Below are 18636 nucleotides of genomic sequence, written 5' to 3'. Positions count from 1 at the left end.
TATGGATGAATCTTACTTACCTAGCGTAAAAAAGCAATTTGAATATTATAAGCTTTTAGGCGATAAAACATTTGCGCAATTAACTACCGATCAGTTTTTTTTGTTTTCTAGTAAAAACGAAAATTCCATCGCTACCATAACAAAACATATTGCAGGAAACATGCTTTCTCGTTGGACTCATTTTTTAACTGAAGATGGAGAAAAAGAATGGCGAAATAGAGATGATGAATTTATAAATTCGTTTACCACCAAAGAAGAAGTCATTACCTATTGGGAAATAGGTTGGAAATGTTTATTTGATGCCCTTAATAATATAAACACTCAAAATGCTAATACCATTGTTTATATACGAAATCAAGGACACACTATAACCGAAGCTATAAATAGGCAGTTATGTCATTATTCATATCATATTGGCCAAATAGTATTTTTAGGTAAGTTTTTAACTGCTGATAAATGGCAAACTTTATCCGTAGCCAAAGGAACATCAAAAGAATACAATACTGAAAAATTTAGTAAAGAAAAAACACGTAAACATTTTACAGAAGATTTATAATGGAAAAAGAAGCAGTCGTTAATTTACTAGAAGAAAAGCATCAACAATTATTTAGTTGGCTAAAAAATCAACCCGAAGATATTTTTGAAAAAGGCCCTGAACAAAAATGGACTACAGGACAACATATTGATCATCTTGTAAACTCAATAAAACAAGTAAATAAAGCCTTGAGTTATCCTAAGTTTATTTTAAAATACAAATTTGGAGTTGCAAATCGTACAGTGCGTTCATATGATGAAACTGTAAAAAGATATCAAGATAAACTTTCTAAAAATCAAGAACGAGCCAAACAATTCAATATCCATATAAAAACTCCATCAGAAAAAAAGTTTAAACAATTATTATCTACACTTCAGATACAAAACAAAAAATTACAAGATAAAACTCAGCGTTGGAGAGATAAAGATTTAAATACTATAATTCTTCCACATCCATTGATGGGAAAAATGCCTGTGCGTGAAATTATTATGTGGACAGCTTACCACACTCAACATCATGCAGATATATTAAAAGAAAATCATTAAAATATTCATCCTCATAAAAATATAATTATTCTAAAACTGCTTATAAAAAAACTACCTAACTAACAACTAAATTATTATATTTGTGCCTCTAAAAATGAAGCCGATACATGTTTAATAATTTAAGTGAAAAGTTAGATAAAGCGTTACATACGCTTAAAGGACACGGAAAAATTACCGAAGTTAACGTTGCTGAAACGCTAAAAGAAGTTCGTAGAGCTTTATTAGATGCCGATGTTAACTTTAAAATTGCTAAAGATTTTACCAAAAGAGTACAACAAAAAGCTTTAGGACAAGACGTATTAACTACGTTAAACCCTGGGCAATTAATGGTAAAATTAGTTAAAGATGAGTTAACCGAATTAATGGGTGGAGACACTGTTGGTATTAATTTAGGAGGTTCACTTAGCGTAATTTTAATGTCTGGTTTACAAGGATCTGGTAAAACTACTTTTTCTGGTAAATTGGCTAACTTCTTAAAAACAAAAAAATCTAAAGAGGTTTTATTAGTTGGTTGTGATGTATATCGTCCTGCCGCTATTAATCAGTTACAAGTTGTTGGTGAGCAAATTGGTGTAGAAGTATATGCTGAAGTTGGAAACCAAAATCCTGTTGAAATTTCTGAAAACGCAATTAAACATGCGAAGGCAAACGGTAAAAATGTAGTTATTATTGATACCGCAGGTCGTTTAGCTGTTGATGAAGAAATGATGACAGAAATTTCTAACATTCACAAAGCTGTAAAACCACAAGAAACTTTATTTGTTGTAGATTCTATGACAGGGCAAGATGCCGTAAACACAGCAAAAGCCTTTAATGATATTTTAAATTTTGATGGTGTAGTATTAACCAAATTAGATGGTGATACTCGTGGTGGAGCCGCACTAACCATTAAATCGGTAGTAGATAAACCAATTAAATTTATTGGTACTGGTGAAAAAATGGATGCTATTGATGTATTCTATCCAGATCGTATGGCCGATCGTATTTTAGGAATGGGAGACGTTATTTCGTTAGTAGAACGTGCTCAAGAACAATACGACGAAAATGAAGCCAGAAAACTACAAAAGAAAATTGCAAAAGATCAGTTTGGTTTTGATGACTTTTTAAGTCAAATTCAACAAATCAAAAAGATGGGAAGCATGAAAGATTTAGTAGGTATGATTCCTGGTGCTGGTAAAGCTTTAAAAGATGTTGATATTGATGATAATGCCTTTAAAGGTATTGAAGCAATTATACAATCTATGACTCCGCATGAAAGAAGTACCCCATCATCCATAAACGCAAGTCGTAAAAAAAGAATTGCAAAAGGATCTGGTACCTCTGTTCAGGAAATAAATCAACTGATGAAGCAATTTAATCAGATGAGCAAAATGATGAAGATGATGCAAGGTGGTGGTGGAAGAAAAATGATGCAAATGATGAAAGGAATGAGATAATTCATAAAGAGAAGCTGTGGCTTCTCTTTTTTTATATATACAACTGTTAACAACAACCAACACAACAATAAAATGATTTTACTAGACGGTAAAAAAACATCTGCAGATATTAAAGAAGAAATAGCTCTTGAAGTATTAGAGTTAAAAAACAACGACAAAAAAACACCGCATTTAGCAGCAATTATTGTTGGTAATGATGGTGCTAGTTTAACCTACGTTAATGCCAAGGTAAAAGCCTGTGATCGTGTAGGATTTGAATCTTCTTTAATTAGATTACCTGAAGAAACTACTGAAGAAGAATTATTAAATGAAATTGCTATTTTAAATATTGACAATGATATTGATGGCTTTATCGTACAATTACCACTACCCGACCATATTGATGAACAAAAAGTATTAATGGCTGTAAACCCTGATAAAGATGTAGATGGATTTCATCCAACAAATGTTGGTAAAATGGCTTTAAACTTACCTACTTTTATTTCTGCAACTCCATTCGGAATATTAGAATTATTAGATCGTTACAAAGTTGAAACATCAGGAAAACACGTGGTGGTTATTGGTCGTAGCCATATTGTAGGTAGCCCTATGAGTATTTTATTAGGTCAAAAAAGAACTATTGGTAATGCCACTGTTACCTTAACCCATAGTAGAACTAAAAATTTAAAAGAAATTACTTTACAAGCCGATATTATTATTGCTGCCTTAGGAATTCCTGAATTTTTAAAAGCTGATATGGTTAAAGAAGATGTAACCGTAATTGATGTAGGTATTACCCGTGTAGCAGATCCTTCTAAAAAACGTGGATTTCGTTTAGTTGGTGATGTTGCTTTTAACGAAGTTGCTCAAAAATCAGCATTTATAACTCCTGTTCCTGGCGGTGTAGGACCAATGACTATAGCTATGTTGCTAAAAAACACACTACTTGCCTGTAAAAGGTCGGCATAAATTAACAAAACCTATTAATTTTGTAGGATTACGATTTTTTACAATTTAAAACAATTAAAAACCTATAAATTAGCAATATAACACACATGTAATATATTTTGGGGGAAATATATTATAAAAAAAGAGAGAATATTTATTCTCTCTTTTTTCATTTAACACAGGATATTTTCTAAAAAGGAAAAACTACTTTTCCTGTTTTATCTACCCATTCGCCAATCCATTTATACCTTTTTTTATTAATGTCATAAAAAGTTATTCGTGAAAAATATTCGGTTCCATTTGGTGTAGCTTGCTTAGCGCTGTAATAATGCACATACCAATTTAAACTATCTTTATTATATTGTCGGAAACTACCTGATTGACTTCAATCTTCTTTTAAATTTAAATCCTGCACAGCAGTACCATTACTCTTTACTTACATTATAATCAAATTGAGAAAATGCTGTTAAAGAAACACAAAAAGCAATAATTATCAATAAATTATTTTTCATAAAAAATTGATTTTAATAATTTTAGAGAAACTTACAAAATAACCACAGTTTAATTATCAACTTAAAAATACGTGCTTATTTCTGTTTCAGTTACTATTTCTGTAGGAGCTGTATCTTTTTTAAATAGTCGTGCAGGTAAATTTCCTTTTAATACAATCGACTTATCGTTTACTGCTAGCCAACTTCCTTCACGTAAACCTAAAACTGAAGTCTTGTTAAATACATGGTACTCTTTAATTCTAGTTTCACGAGTCTCTCCCATATGCGTAGATCCTTTGATAGGATCTAAATAATGTGCATTAATGTTAAAAGGAATAAGCCCCAGCGTTTTAAAACTTGGCGGATACACTATTGGCATATCATTAGTATTCATCATGGTTACACCACAAATATTACTACCTGCACTGGTTCCTAAATATGGAGTACCTTTTTCAATAGTTTTTTTTAAAATATCGATTACGTTATTTTTATATAATTGATTTACCAGCTCAAACGTGTTTCCTCCACCAGTAAAAACTCCATCAGCTTGCTGTAATGCTTCCTTCGGATTTTCAAATTCATGAATTCCTTTTACATCTTTACCAATGGTAGCAAAGGCTTTTTTAGCAATAGCTGTGTATTCGTCATAACTAATTCCGCCTGGTCGTGCGTACGGAATAAATAAAATAGTATTAGCTTCTTTAAAAAAAGTAGCAAGAGTTGGCAATATATATTCTAAATATCCACTTCCGTGAATTGTTGATGTACTGGCTATAATTATTTTTTTCATACATCAAATTAACAAAAATTTACCATCCTTTTAAAACATTTTTAAGACCAATAGGTGGTTTATTTGTAATATGAAGAAGATTTTATTTATAATATTCAACTTGATAACCGTAATAGTTACTGCACAAACTACTCCTAAAATTATCACAGGTATTGTTTATTTAGACAGTGTAGCCATACAAGATGTACATATCATTAACACTAAACTTGATTTAGGTACTATTTCAAACAAGGATGGTTTTTTTGAAATTTTAGCTACCAAAGGAGATGTGTTAATTATTTCTCATTTAAATGTCGAGTATAAAGAACATATTATTACTGCTGATAATTTAAAATCTATACAAATCAATATTTATTTAGATAGTAAAACTTATATGTTAGATGAAGTTGTTCTAAAAAAAAAGAAAGGAATTTTTGAGATAGATAAAGATATACTTATTTATAAAGGTCCTCTTGTTAATGCACAAACATTAAAACTACCTTATGCAAACGCAAAAAAAGCAAACAACGAAAAAGCAATCAGTATTAAATCAGGCGTTTCAGTTAACTTAACTGGATTTTTAAACACTTTAAACGGAAAAACTAAACAAAAAAAAATATTAAAAAAATTACAAACTGAGGATAAAAATATAGCCAAAATAAGAAAACACTTTACTGATGGCTTTTTTATAAATCAATTAAAAATAACAAAAGAAAACATTAATCCGTTTTTAGAATTTTGTATTACAAAAGGCATTATTAATTTATATAAAAAAGATAAATTTTTAGAGCTTACCACGGTTTTATTAGATAACAGTAAAAACGCTTCATCTCTTTTAAATAAAGAAAACACACGTCTTACTCAAAAATAAGTATATGAAAAAACTACTACCCTTAATTTTTATCTGCATTTCTTTTAAAGTCTTTTCACAAAAAAAAAGAAATTTTTTATATGCTACTTTAAAAGATAAACTAGGCGCTGTATACAATGCACATATAATAAACCTTAGTACAAAACAAGGAACTTTTTCCAATCAAGAAGGAAAATTTAGAATTTTAGCAAAAGCAACCGACTCTTTACAAATAACTTTTGTGGGTTATAAAACTACGGTTTTTGAGGTAGTAACAAAACATTTCGGAATGTTTGAAAATACCATTCACTTAAAAAAAGAAGTTATTGAGTTAAATGAAATAGTTTTAAAAAAACACAATTTAATAGGAGCTTTAACTATTGACGCAAAAAAAACACCTAAAAATATTGGAAAAGATAGATCAGAAAGTGCTTTAGATTTTTCAATGATAAATTTTGAAGAAAAGGTTATTAGCCAAATTGATGCCATTGATCTCTCTAAAGCTCCAAACATGCAAAAACAAACCGATCCTACTGCTAAATTTGGAGGGATTGGTGTCGGTTATACTGAAGGCATTGATCAATATGGTGCCGCAAAAAGAAGATTAAGAAAAGAAATTAAATTTAAAGAAGCATTTCCTAAAATGTTAATTTCAGAATTTGGTGAAAAATTCTTTTTTGTAGATTTAAAAATCCCAAAAGAAAAATATTATCACTTTTTAGAATATTGCAATCCGTTAGATATAGAAAACCTTTATAAAAAAGGAAACGTATTATTGGTAATAAAAATATTAAAACAAGAAAGTAAAAGTTATTTAAATATTATAAATTTACCCGAATGATAAAACAATTACTCTTTTTTATTTTTTTATTTTCATTTTTAACGATGTTTGCTCAAAAACATCGAAAATTTTTATATGCTAATGTTAAAGATAAAGTTGGAGCGGTTTACAATGCGCACGTAATAAATTTATCTACAAAACAAGGTACTTTCACCAATGAAAGTGGTGAATTTAGAATTTTAGCTAAAAAAAATGATGCTATGCAAATATCATTTGTCGGCTATAAAACAACAATTTTTAAAGTAACCGAAAATCATTTTAGCATACACAAAAATACTTTTAATTTATTAAAAATAGCTTATGAGTTAGATGAAGTGAACTTAAAAAAAAATAATTTATTAGGCTACTTAACTTCTGATAGTAAAAACATTAAAACCGAAAAAGAAATTAATGCAAAAACATTAAAACTACCATTTGCCGGTTCAAAAATAATGACTCCTGCAGAAAGAAAGTTACATACAGCTATGGGAGGTAGTCATCCAATAGGGTTAACCTCAGTTTCTATAGACTATATATTAAACAGTATTTCGGGAAGAATAACAAAACTTCGAAAATTGAAAACAATTGAAAGTTTAGAAATAAAAGTAACTAAAATAAAAAATACCTACTCAAAACATATAGTAAAAGAGTACAATATTAATGAATCTGACGTTTATAAGTTCATTTATTTTTGTAACAATGACAAAAAATTTAATCAAATTTATAACTCAAGTGAAATAAACATGATTCTTTTCTTGAAAAATAAATCTGAAGCATTTAAAAAATTATATTCAAGCGATTATAATTAGTATTTTGGCGCAATAATTGGTTATTTAAAAATTATGAGAAAATTAATTCTACTTTTATTTATACTTCCACTCTTTTCATTTAGTCTTCATAAATATTACATTTCATTAACTGAAATAGCATACAAAGAAACAACACAATCTGTACAAATGATTATGAATGTTTTTATGGATGATATTGAAAAGGCTATAAATGAAGATTATAATGTTAACCTACAACTAACTACAAAAAATGAGTTAAAAAAAGTAGATGAACTCTTTATAACTTATTTAAAAAAACATTTTAAAGTTAACATCAATAATAAAAAAGTAGAATATCGTTTTATAGGAAAAGAATACGATGGAGATATAGTATATTTTTATTTAGAAATAGAAAACGTTGCTAGTTTAAATACTCTTGAAATAAAAAATGATGTTTTAATAAACCATTTTCCAGAACAACAAAACTTAATTAAGGCTTCAATAAAAAAAACTCGTAAAAGCCTATTTTTAGATAAAAAAAATGATAAAGGTTTGTTAAAATTTTAACATTTATTAACAAAAGCAACATCTTATCCTTACATTTAAAACCTATTTAACAACAACTTTATACATAATGAAAAAAACTATTTTATTCGTTTTTTCTCTTTTCTTAATAGCAACCTCTGCCTTTGCTCAACAAATTACTAAAGAAGGACACACGAATCAAAACAAATTTCGACAATTAAAACAAGAACTACCAACACCAAATAACCAGCACACAGCTTCTGGGGCTCCTGGGAAAGATTATACCCAACAAAAAGTTGACTACACGATGGATATTGTTCTAAATGACGATAAACGTAGTATATCTGGTAACGAAACAATTACTTATCACAACAACTCTGTTGATGAACTAACCTATTTATGGGTACAATTAGATCAAAACATGCGTGCAGCAGATTCTAAAACACCAGATATTGCTCCAACAAAAATTCGTAAAAAATTACCAAAACGTTTTTATGATAGAGCTTTCCCTGAAAAGGCTTTTGATGGTGGCTTTAAAATTACGAGCGTAACTAATACAGACGGAAGTAAATTATCATATACCATTAATCAAACAATGATGCGTATTAATTTAGCGCAACCATTAGCATCTGGCGCAACATTTAAATTTAATATTTCTTGGTGGTATAACATCAATAACCACAGAACCCAAGGAGGAAGATCTGGTTACGAACATTTTCCTAAAGATGGAAACAACAATTATGTAATCGCACAATTTTATCCTCGTATGTGTGTGTATGATAATGTAGAAGGATGGCAAAACGATCAGTTTTGGGGAAGAAGTGAATTTGCTTTAGAATTTGGAGACTTTAACGTAAATATAACCGTACCGGCCGATCATATGTTAGGTGCAACTGGAGTTTTACAAAACCCTAAAGATGTTTTTTCTAAAACTGAATTAAAAAGAATTGAAAAAGCTAAAAAAACGTTTGATAATCCAGTGATTATTAGAACTCAAAAAGAGGCTGAAAAAATTGAGAAAAATCGTTCTAAAAAAACAAAAACTTGGAAATTTTATGCCGAAAACGTAAGAGATTATGCTTTTGCAACTTCACGAAAATTTATTTTTGATGCAATGGCTGTTGACATTAACGGTAAAACCGTAATGGCAGAATCTTTATACTCAAAAGAAGCAAATCCATTATACGGAGATCATTCTACAAGAGCTGTAGCACAAACGTTAAAAACGTATTCTAGATACACTTTTGATTATCCATATCATAAAGCAATTTCTGTTGATGGGCAAATGGGAATGGAATATCCACAGATATGTTTCAATCCAGGAAGACCAGATCTTCCAGATGGAGGATATTCTGACAGAATAAAATATAGAATGGTTAAAGTTACCATTCACGAAGTTGGTCATAACTTTTTTCCGATGATTGTAAATTCAGATGAACGCCAATGGACATGGATGGATGAAGGTTTAAACTCTTATATGGAGATGTTAGCTGAATTAGATTACGATAAAGATTTTCCTATTACACGAGGGTATCCGAAAAATATTGTAAAGTATATGAGTGGTGATCAATCAAGAATTGCACCAATTATGTCTAAAGGAGATCATGTTTATAGTTTTGGTAACAATGCCTATGGTAAACCTGCTACTGCCTTATGGATATTAAGAGAAACCATAATGGGTAAAGAATTATTTGATCATGCTTTTGCTACTTACGCCAAAAGATGGAAATTTAAACACCCTACTCCTGCCGATTTCTTTAGATCGATGGAAGATGCCTCGGCAATGGATTTAGATTGGTTTTGGAGAGGATGGTTTTACACAACCGATGTTACTGATATTGGTGTAAAAGGTGTTAAAAAATTCTATACAACTAAAAATAAAGATGCATCAGTAAACTTTATTGAAGATACGAGTAATGGATTAGGTTTTTCTAAAAAACAGAGTAAATATCATTATGAAATTACTTACAATAAACCAGGTGGATTAGTAATGCCTATTATTGTTGAGTTTACTTATAAAGACGGATCAAAAGAAAGAAAAACATATCCAGCTCAAATATGGAGATATAATGACAAAGAGATAACTAAAGTGTTTTCTTCATCAAAACAAATACAAAACATAACTATTGATCCTGATTTAGAGACTGCCGATGTAGATACCTCGAATAATAGCTGGCCTAAAAAAAGAGCAACTAAATTTGACAAATTCAAGCGTAAAGTAAAAGGATAATCTTCTTTTATCGAAAAATATAAGCGACACAAAAAAACTGTGTCGCTTTTTTTGTTTACATATTTAACTAAAAAAGATAAAGATTTGTTAAAACTTTAACAAATCATCTTCTCTCTTTCACAAAATTTAGTAACTTTCCAAATATTATAAAACTCAATTAAACAAACAATGAGAAAGTACTCAACACTACTATTTTCAGCTCTTTTTGTATCTGCATCTATTTTTGCACAAGAAGTACCAAAAAATGAGCCACAAAAAGGTCACATCGATCAAAACAAGTTTCGTCAGTTAAAAGATGTATTAGCTACTCCTAACGATCAACATACCGCTTCTGGTGCACCTGGTCATGCATATACGCAACAAAAAGTTGATTATGTAATGGATTTACGTTTAGATGAAGCTTCAAATAAATTATATGGTGATGAGACTATTACATATCATAATAACTCTAATGATCAGTTAGACTACTTGTGGGTGCAGTTAGATCAGAACATGCGTGCTCCTGACTCTAAAACTCCATTAGCAGAGTCTAAAGGAGCTAACGGTTTTCAAACACCTGAAAAATTTGTTACCGACAACATGGGAAAACCAAAAGATTTTGGTTACAAAATAGAAGAAGTAAAAAACGCTGATGGTACTGATTTATCTCACACTATTAACCGTACAATGATGCGTATTAACCTACCTAAAGCACTTGCACCTGGTGAGGTTTTTAAATTTAGTATTAAATGGAATTATTTAATCAATAACTCTGTTGATGATGGTGGTCGTTCTGGTTTTGAATTATTTCCTGATGGAAATAAAAACTATACAATCGCTCAATTCTTTCCTCGTTTAGCTGTCTATGATAACGTAGAGGGATGGCAAAACATGCAATTTTGGGGTCGTAGTGAATGGGCTTTAGAATTTGGAGATTATGATGTTAAATTAACAGTACCTGCTGATCATATTGTTGATGCAACTGGTGAATTACAAAACGAAAAAGATGTTTTAACTAAAGAACAACGTAAACGCTGGGAAAAAGCTAGAAAATCGTATAAAGACCCTGTTTTTATAGTAACACAAGAAGAAGCTGAAAAAGCTGAAAAAGGACGTTCATCAAAAACAAAAACATGGCACTTTAAAGCAAATAATGTACGTGATTATGCGTTTGCTTCATCTAGAAAGTATATTTGGGATGCAATGGCTGTTAAAATTAATGGTAAAAACATTATGGCTGTTTCACTATACCCTAAAGAAGGAAATCCATTATGGGAAGAACACTCAACAAGAGTTGTTGCTAACACATTAGAGGAATATTCTAAAATGACATTCGATTACCCATACTCAAAAGCAATTTCTGTACATGCTAAAAGACAAGGTATGGAATACCCTATGATTTGTTTTAATTATGGAAGACCAAATCCTGATGGGACATACTCTGATAGAGTAAAAAACGGAATGATTGGTGTAATTACACATGAAGTAGGGCACAACTTTTTTCCTATGATTGTAAATTCTGATGAACGTCAATGGACATGGATGGATGAAGGTTTAAACTCATTTGTTGAAATTTTAGCAGAATTAGATTATGATCCAAACTTTAATACTGGTAACCTACCTAAGGATATTGTAAGGTATATGAGTTTAGATCAAAGTAAATTAAGCCCGATCATGTCGCAAGGGGATTATGTAAAAAACTTTGGTCCTAATGCCTATACTAAACCCGCAGCTGGTTTATACATGTTACGTACAACAATTATGGGACCAGAATTATTTGACTACGCTTTTAGAACGTACGCTAAAAGATGGATGTTTAAACATCCTACTCCAGCTGATTTTTTTAGAACCATGGAAGATGCTTCTGGAATGGATTTAGACTGGTTTTGGAGAGGATGGTTTTACACAACTGATTATTCAGATATCGGAATAAAAGAAGTTAAACCTTTATATCTTACAGATAAAAAATCTGATAGAGTAAAAGAAATAATTAAAACAAATCCAAGAGCTAAAGCTTATTTTGATTCTTTAGGAGAGTTAGTTTATTTAACGGATAAAAAAGAAAATGCGAATGCATCTGGAGTAAAAAAATATGTTGATGGGTTATCTGCTGATAAAAAGGCTAATTTAAAAGAAATTCCTAAATACATGTATCAAGTTGAATTTGAAAAGCCAGGAGGTTTACCAATGCCAATTATTGTAGAATTAACTTATGTTGATGGTACCAAAAAGCGTGAAACTTTCCCTGCTCAAATTTGGATGAAAAATGATGCCAAAGTATTTAGAGTTTTTACTTCACAAAAAGAAGTTAAAAGTATTGTTGTTGATCCAGATTTAGAAACTGCGGATATAGATACAGCAAACAATAGTTGGCCTAAGAAAACAACAAATAAGTTTGATAAGTTTAAGAGTAAAGTAAGAAATTAATAAATTATACTCGTTTATATAAAAAAAACCCGCTGTAAAAAGCGGGTTTTTATTTATATATAAATTTTGTTGGTTTTATTATTTTCTAAATAACTTATTAATTTCTTCTAATGTTAATAATTTAGACTCAGTAAGAACGTCTGGATCTCTACTTACATATTGTTCAATTTGTAATTTAATTTCTCCCTCATCTCTTTCATATTTTAAATAAACTACATCTCCATTTGCTTTTATTTGGTACTTATGTCCTGCTGCTTCAGAAAAACCTCTTGTCATAATTTCATGTAGCTTATCTGCATCATTGTCTACATTTTTAAATGTAAAAGACACATATTCATTAATAGGGTTATTAATATTCTTGTAAAATAAGTTATAAGCTTCGTCTCCTAATTTTTCTAGGTAAACAAACTCTACTCTACCAACAATTTCAATCTTTGCTGTTTCAATAAATTCAATTTGTGAATACGAAGCAACAGAAAGAAATAACGTTGCTATAAAAAATAGTTTTTTCATAAATATTAGGGTTTAAAAGTTTGCTATAAATATATTTGATTCTAATTAGAAAGAATAACGTTTTATTAAATAAAAAATTATACTTATTATAAAAACAAAAGATACTATGTTACCCAAATAAAAACTACTCTAAAAAACCTTGCTCTTTCATCCAAGCATCTGAATAAATTTTATTCATATATCTCGAGCCATGATCTGGTAAAATGACAACGACTACACTATCTTTATCAAAATAATCTTTAGCTGCATATTGCTGAGTAGCTTGCAAAACAGCCCCCGATGTATATCCACAAAACAACCCTTCTGTTTTTACCAACTCTCTTGATTTAAAAGCTGCTGCTTTATCTGATACTTTTTCATAAACATCAATAACATCAAAATCAGTTGCGGTTGGAATTAAATTTTTACCTAGTCCTTCTATTTTATAGGGTGAAATTTCATTCTCATCAAAAGCACCTGTTTCGTGGTATTTTTTTAATACCGACCCAATGGCATCAACTCCTAACACTTTTATCTTCGGATTTTTTTCTTTTAAATACTTACCAGTCCCTGAAATAGTTCCTCCTGTTCCACTAGCAATAACAACGTGTGTAACTTTACCTTTGGTTTGTTTCCAAATTTCGGGACCTGTACTTTTGTAATGCGCTTCAATATTTAACTCATTAAAATACTGGTTAATATAAATAGAACCTGGGTTTTCTTTGTGCAATCTTTTGGCTACTTCGTAATATGAACGAGGATCATCAGCAGCAACATATGCAGGGCAAACATGCACCTCTGCTCCCATTGATTTTAGCATATCAATTTTGTCTTGTGATGATTTATCACTTACTGCCAAAATACATCTATACCCTTTTATTACACTAATCATTGCTATTGAAAAACCTGTATTTCCTGATGTTGTTTCAACAATTATATCTCCTGGTTTTAAAATACCTTTTTTTTCTGCACTTTCTATAATATGTAATGCTATCCTGTCTTTAGCTGAATGTCCTGGATTAAAAGCCTCAATTTTTGCGTAATAAGTTCCTAAAAAATCTTTAGTAATTTTATCTAACTTTATCATTGGGGTTTGCCCTATTAAATCTAAAATTGAATTGGTAATACCTTTATGTCTATTCATTTTTATTAAAAACTAAGAAAGCGTCATTGTATCAATGAGCACAAATTTATCTTTTTGAGATTTACTCATTATTACAATGACGCTTACACTCAAATCGAGTGCAAAAATATAATTATTTTTCTAACTTACCTTCTAACATTAAAAAGAAGCTATATTCTTCTGCGGTTTCTTTCAATGCGTTAAACCTTCCTGATGCTCCTCCATGACCTGCTTCCATATTTGTATGTAAAAAAAGCATATTATCATCTGTTTTTACATCTCTAAGTTTAGCAATCCATTTTGCAGGTTCCCAATATTGTACTTGGCTATCGTGTAGCCCTGTGGTAATTAACATATTTGGGTATTTTTGAGCCTTAACTTGATCGTATGGAGAATATGATTTTATATAATCATAGTACTCCTTATCATTCGGATTTCCCCACTCATCGTATTCACCTGTTGTTAATGGTATTGTATCATCTAACATTGTAGAAATTACATCAACAAAAGGCACAGCTGCTATAATTCCGTTATATAATTCTGGGGTCATATTAACAATCGCCCCCATTAATAATCCACCAGCAGATCCGCCCATGGCATATAAATGTTTTGGTGATGTATAGTTGTTATCTATTAAATATTTAGAGCAATCTACAAAATCATTAAAAGTATTTTTCTTATTAAGCATTTTACCGTCTTCATACCAATCACGTCCTAAATATTCGCTTCCGCGGATGTGCGCTAATGCATATACAAAACCTCTATCTAACAAACTTAAGCGCGTTGTTGAAAATCCGTCTGAAATAGTATGTCCGTATGATCCGTAGGCATATTGTAAAACCGGCGTATCTTTAGTTAACTTCGTATTTTTATGATGTACAATTGATAAGGCTACCTTTTTACCATCGCGAGCAGTTACCCAAATACGTTCACTTATATAATTATTTTTATCAAATTTACCTCCTAAAACTTCTTGTTCTTTTTTGACTTCTTTAGATTTATCTTTCATATTAAAATCAATTACCGAGCTAGGAGTCGTCATCGAATTATATGAATAACGGATAATTTCAGTATCAAAATCAGGGTTACCGTGTACACCTGCTGAATAAGTTTCTTCATCAAAAGGTAAATAATAATCTGCTGTGTTATCCCAACGTTTGATACGAATTTTATTTAACCCATTGTTTCTTTCTTCTAAAACTAAATAATCTTTAAAAATTGAAAAATCTTCGAATAAAGTATCTTCTCTATGCGGAATTACATCTACCCAATTTTCTTTTTCAGTTTTATTTTCAGGAGTTTTCATCAACTTAAAGTTTGTTGCTCCGTCTTTATTGGTTTTAATATAAAAATGATCTTCGTAATGTGCAATATCATATTCTAAATCGCGCTCACGAGGTTGAATCATCCTTAATTCTTCCTTCGGATTATCAGCATTTAAAACTTGATATTCTGTTGAAACCGTACTATAAGAACCTACTACAATGTATTTTTTAGATTTAGTTTTTGTTACAAAAGCGCCAAAAGTTTCATCTTTTTCTTCAAAAACCAATTCATCTAATTTTGAGTCTGACCCTAATATATGTTTATATATTTTTGATGATCGTAAGGTTACTGGATCCTTTTTTGTATAAAATAATGTTTTATTATCATTTGCCCAAACACATCCACCAGTGGTATTTTCTATAATATCTTTATACAGTTTACCTGTTTCTAAATTTTTAATTCTGATAAAATATTGACGACGGCTTACCGTATCTGTAGCAAAGGCTGCTAATTTATTATCTGGCGAAATACTTAAACCTCCTAATTGAAAATAATCAAAACCTTTTGCCTCATCATTTACATTAAATAATATTTCTTCTTGTGCCTTTAATGTTTCTTTTTTACGACTATAAATAGGATATTGTTGTCCCTTTTCAAAACGCGTTATGTAAAAATACCCGTTACTTTTATAAGGTACTGATTGGTCATCCTCTTTAATACGCCCTTTCATTTCTTCAAATAAATGCTCCTGAAACTCTTTTGTTTCTTTAGTTCGCTCTTCATAATAAGCGTTTTCGGCATTTAAATAATCGTACACTTTTTGAGTTTGCTCATCTTTAACATCCGCATTTTTTTGCGCATCTGTTAAACGCATCCAAAAGTAATCATCAGTGCGTTTGTCTCCATGTTTTTCTAAAGTTGTTGGTTGCTTTTCAGCAACTGGAGCTATAATATCTTTCTTCATTTCTTGTTTTTTGCAAGAAGCAAAAATAAGGCTAAAAGCTATAGCAGTTAACATTAATTTTTTCATTTTTATTTAGTTTGATTAATTTTCTTTTGAAAATATTATTTTTGTTAGTTAATATTATAAAATATAACGATATATGTTTGGAGATATTTCAGGAATGATGAATAAATTAAAAGATGCCCAAAAAAAAGTGGCAGAAACTAAAAACCGTTTAAACACCGTTTTAATTGACGAAAGTGCAGCCAATGGAGCTCTTAATATTACTGTTACAGCTAATAGAGAGGTTAAAGCTATTACTATAAATAAAAGTTTACTAGAAGATAAAGAAGAACTGGAAGATTATTTAGTTTTAACACTTAACAAAGCTTTAAAAAGAGCAGGTGAAATTAACGAACAAGAATTAGCAATTGCTGCCAAAGATGGCATGCCAAATATTCCAGGAATGGATATGTTTAAATAAATACTATGTTATTACAATTAGATAATTACATGCTACCTTGTTTAAACAAAAAACTTTTTGGAGTTGATTGTTTAGGTTGTGGTACACAACGTGCTTTAAGTTTACTTATGCATGGCGAATTTATTGCTGCTTTTAAAATGTATCCAGCTATTTATACACTGTTAATTTTAGCGGTATTTATTGTAGTAAATTTACTTTATAAAGTAAAATATGCGCAAAAAATAATTAGTATATTGGCGGTTATTAATGTACTTATTATTGTTATAAGTTACTTTATAAAAATGAATCAATTAATTTAAATTTTAGTAAAAAACTATGGAAAAACAAAAATTACCAAATTCAACAGGGGTTTTAGTATTGGGTATACTTTCAATACTATCATGTTGTTGTTACGGTTTTATTGGGTTAATTTTAGGAATCGTTGCATTAGTTTTAGCAAAAAAAGCTACTACTTTACATGCTAATAATCCTGATGAATACGATGGAATTAAGAATGTTAAAACAGGTAAAATGTTAGCTATTGTAGGTATTATTTTAAGTGCTTTATATCTTATATTAATAATAGGTATGATTGCTTATTTTGGGTTAGAAACAATACAAAATCCTGAATTATTTCAAGAGCAATTACAAAACATGCAGTAATTTTATCTTAGAAAATAAACATAAAAAAAGCAACCAAATTTGGTTGCTTTTTTTATATCATTCCTTTTGCTTTAAACTCTAAGTATTTATTGATTACGTTTACCGATAATTGTTGTGGTTTGGTTAAAATAGCATGAATACTATTCCGTTCTAACTCTTTTACAATTAGCCTTTTCTCATATGTATACTTTTCGGCTATTGTTTTATGATAAATACTTTGTAAATCTTCCGAATTTTCATTTACCAAACTATCAAGTTCAGTGTTTTCAAAGAAAACCGTTACTAATAAATGTTTTTTAGCGATTGCTTTTAAATACGGTAGCTGTCTTTTTAAGGCTGAAATATGCTCGAAATTTGTATATAAAATAAGTAAACTTCGTTGATTTATTTTTCTTTTAATCGTTGCATATAACAACGCAAAATTAGCATCGGTAAAATTGGTTGTAATATTATACAACTCTTCATTAATTACCGATAAATTTGTTTTTTTATTACTCGCTGCTATAATTTTTTCTACATTTTTAGAAAACGTAAGCATTCCTGCTTTGTCATTTTTTAATAAGGCTATATTTGAAAAAGCTAAGGCCGAATTTATTGCGTAATCTAACAAACTTAATCCTTCAAAAGGCATTTTCATAACACGTCCTAAATCGATAATTGAATAAATAGGCTGCGATTTTTCATCTTGATATTGATTTACCATCAAGGCACCTCTTTTGGCAGTTGCTTTCCAGTTTACATTTCGCACATCATCGCCTGGAATGTAATTTTTAATTTGCTCAAATTCCATTGTATGTCCAATACGACGGATTTTTTTCATTCCAAATTCTGTTAAACTATTGTGCATCGCTAAAAATTCATACTTTTTCATTTGAACATACGACGGATACACTTTTACGTCATTAGCATCTGAAAAAGTATATCTTCTCGAAAAAATTTGTAAAATTGATGAAACAAAAACATGTATGCTTCCGAAATTATACACACCTCTTTCTACAGGGCGAACGCTGTATGTAAATGTTGATTTTTCGGCAGATTGAAGTGATGTTTTATAATCAAAATCTCTTTTTTGAAACTGCGTTGGTAGTTCATCAATCAACGATACAAAAACTTGAAAAGGATACTTATTTTCTAACGTAATAGCTATTTCATTTTCATCAGAATTTGATAATTTATCTGACACTATACGTTTTGATGAAAACCCATTTTTAAATCGATATAAAATCACCAGGTCTATACACATGGTTATTAAAAATAGCCATACCAATAACCATGTTGCATTGTAAATAACAGGCAGCCAAAACGATATTAAAAACAATGCTGAAAAAACGCTTATATAACTAAAAAAGCGATTGTGAATGTATAGGGATTTAAAAAACTTGATC

At 29.9% G+C, this 18636-nt stretch carries 19 protein-coding genes; 13 read left to right on the top strand and 6 right to left on the bottom strand.

From position 1 onward, the window contains the following. The first annotated feature begins 1 nt into the window (after position 1). The 4 genes from BA195_RS11375 (at position 2) to folD (ending at position 3464) form a co-directional block, all read left to right on the top strand. Positions 2 to 556, top strand: a complete 555-nt coding sequence (locus BA195_RS11375; protein ID WP_068705565.1) for a DUF1572 family protein — start codon at positions 2 to 4, stop codon at positions 554 to 556. Beyond that, complete coding sequence (locus BA195_RS11370) at positions 556 to 1080, top strand: DinB family protein (RefSeq protein ID WP_068705564.1); 525 nt, start codon at positions 556 to 558, stop codon at positions 1078 to 1080. Before BA195_RS11375 ends, BA195_RS11370 begins: the two co-directional genes overlap by 1 nt. Before the next feature lie 107 nt (positions 1081 to 1187). Beyond that, positions 1188 to 2516 carry a signal recognition particle protein gene (gene ffh / locus BA195_RS11365; protein WP_068705563.1) on the top strand — a complete coding sequence of 443 codons (1329 nt, stop codon included), beginning with the start codon at positions 1188 to 1190 and terminating at the stop codon, positions 2514 to 2516. 72 nt (positions 2517 to 2588) lie between these two features. Further along, positions 2589 to 3464: a bifunctional methylenetetrahydrofolate dehydrogenase/methenyltetrahydrofolate cyclohydrolase FolD gene (gene folD / locus BA195_RS11360; protein ID WP_068705561.1), complete on the top strand. Its 876-nt coding sequence runs from the start codon at positions 2589 to 2591 to the stop codon at positions 3462 to 3464. Positions 3465 to 3633: 169 nt separating this feature from the next. Here the strand turns inward: folD and BA195_RS14460 are convergent, their stop codons facing one another. Continuing rightward, positions 3634 to 3777, bottom strand: coding sequence for a hypothetical protein (locus BA195_RS14460; RefSeq protein ID WP_176714997.1), 144 nt, complete (start codon positions 3775 to 3777; stop codon positions 3634 to 3636). A 239-nt stretch (positions 3778 to 4016) separates the two neighbouring features. After that, positions 4017 to 4724, bottom strand: coding sequence for a dipeptidase PepE (gene pepE / locus BA195_RS11355; RefSeq protein WP_068705559.1), 708 nt, complete (start codon positions 4722 to 4724; stop codon positions 4017 to 4019). Positions 4725 to 4794: 70 nt separating this feature from the next. Between pepE and BA195_RS11350 the strand changes: the two genes are divergently transcribed. From BA195_RS11350 to BA195_RS11325, 6 genes are all read left to right on the top strand, one after another. After that, positions 4795 to 5574, top strand: a complete 780-nt coding sequence (locus tag BA195_RS11350; RefSeq protein WP_068705558.1) for a carboxypeptidase-like regulatory domain-containing protein — start codon at positions 4795 to 4797, stop codon at positions 5572 to 5574. A gap of 4 nt (positions 5575 to 5578) precedes the next feature. Beyond that, a complete protein-coding gene (locus BA195_RS11345) occupies positions 5579 to 6394 on the top strand; it encodes a carboxypeptidase-like regulatory domain-containing protein (protein WP_068705556.1) in 816 nt (271 codons plus the stop codon). Further along, positions 6391 to 7182, top strand: coding sequence for a carboxypeptidase-like regulatory domain-containing protein (locus tag BA195_RS11340; RefSeq protein WP_068705554.1), 792 nt, complete (start codon positions 6391 to 6393; stop codon positions 7180 to 7182). The genes BA195_RS11345 and BA195_RS11340 overlap by 4 nt, the downstream gene beginning before the upstream one ends. A gap of 33 nt (positions 7183 to 7215) precedes the next feature. Next, the gene (locus BA195_RS11335) at positions 7216 to 7707 is read left to right on the top strand and encodes a DUF6702 family protein (protein WP_068705552.1); all 492 of its coding nucleotides are present in this window, start codon (positions 7216 to 7218) and stop codon (positions 7705 to 7707) included. 67 nt (positions 7708 to 7774) lie between these two features. Continuing rightward, positions 7775 to 9895: a M1 family metallopeptidase gene (locus BA195_RS11330; protein ID WP_068705550.1), complete on the top strand. Its 2121-nt coding sequence runs from the start codon at positions 7775 to 7777 to the stop codon at positions 9893 to 9895. A gap of 168 nt (positions 9896 to 10063) precedes the next feature. After that, on the top strand, positions 10064 to 12301 hold the full coding sequence (locus BA195_RS11325) for a M1 family metallopeptidase (protein ID WP_068705548.1): 2238 nt from the start codon (positions 10064 to 10066) through the stop codon (positions 12299 to 12301). 78 nt (positions 12302 to 12379) lie between these two features. Here the strand turns inward: BA195_RS11325 and BA195_RS11320 are convergent, their stop codons facing one another. From BA195_RS11320 to BA195_RS11310, 3 genes are all read right to left on the bottom strand, one after another. Next, positions 12380 to 12814, bottom strand: coding sequence for a hypothetical protein (locus BA195_RS11320; RefSeq protein WP_068705546.1), 435 nt, complete (start codon positions 12812 to 12814; stop codon positions 12380 to 12382). Positions 12815 to 12938: 124 nt separating this feature from the next. Continuing rightward, positions 12939 to 13937 (bottom strand): cysteate synthase, encoded by a 999-nt coding sequence (gene capA, locus BA195_RS11315; RefSeq protein WP_068705544.1) that lies wholly within the window; start codon positions 13935 to 13937, stop codon positions 12939 to 12941. A gap of 112 nt (positions 13938 to 14049) precedes the next feature. Then, a complete protein-coding gene (locus tag BA195_RS11310; RefSeq protein ID WP_084443187.1) occupies positions 14050 to 16212 on the bottom strand; it encodes a S9 family peptidase in 2163 nt (720 codons plus the stop codon). A gap of 73 nt (positions 16213 to 16285) precedes the next feature. On the opposite strand from BA195_RS11310, the gene BA195_RS11305 reads away from it, so the two are divergent. The 3 genes from BA195_RS11305 to BA195_RS11295 are packed head-to-tail and all read left to right on the top strand — an operon-like array spanning position 16286 to position 17251. Then, complete coding sequence (locus BA195_RS11305; RefSeq protein WP_068705542.1) at positions 16286 to 16609, top strand: YbaB/EbfC family nucleoid-associated protein; 324 nt, start codon at positions 16286 to 16288, stop codon at positions 16607 to 16609. A 5-nt stretch (positions 16610 to 16614) separates the two neighbouring features. Further along, positions 16615 to 16908, top strand: a complete 294-nt coding sequence (locus BA195_RS11300) for a DUF2752 domain-containing protein (protein WP_068705540.1) — start codon at positions 16615 to 16617, stop codon at positions 16906 to 16908. Positions 16909 to 16924: 16 nt separating this feature from the next. After that, entirely contained in the window at positions 16925 to 17251 is a 327-nt protein-coding gene (locus BA195_RS11295) for a CCC motif membrane protein (RefSeq protein WP_068705538.1), read from the top strand. Positions 17252 to 17303: 52 nt separating this feature from the next. Here the strand turns inward: BA195_RS11295 and BA195_RS11290 are convergent, their stop codons facing one another. Next, positions 17304 to 18635 (bottom strand): DUF58 domain-containing protein, encoded by a 1332-nt coding sequence (locus BA195_RS11290; RefSeq protein ID WP_176715000.1) that lies wholly within the window; start codon positions 18633 to 18635, stop codon positions 17304 to 17306. Between the last annotated feature and the right edge of the window lies 1 nt (position 18636).

This window comes from Tenacibaculum soleae, assembly GCF_001693415.1.
Taxonomy (GTDB): Bacteria; Bacteroidota; Bacteroidia; order Flavobacteriales; family Flavobacteriaceae; genus Polaribacter; species Polaribacter soleae.
Note: the sequence above shows the minus strand (reverse complement) of the source record. Positions and strands in the feature narration are given on the sequence as shown.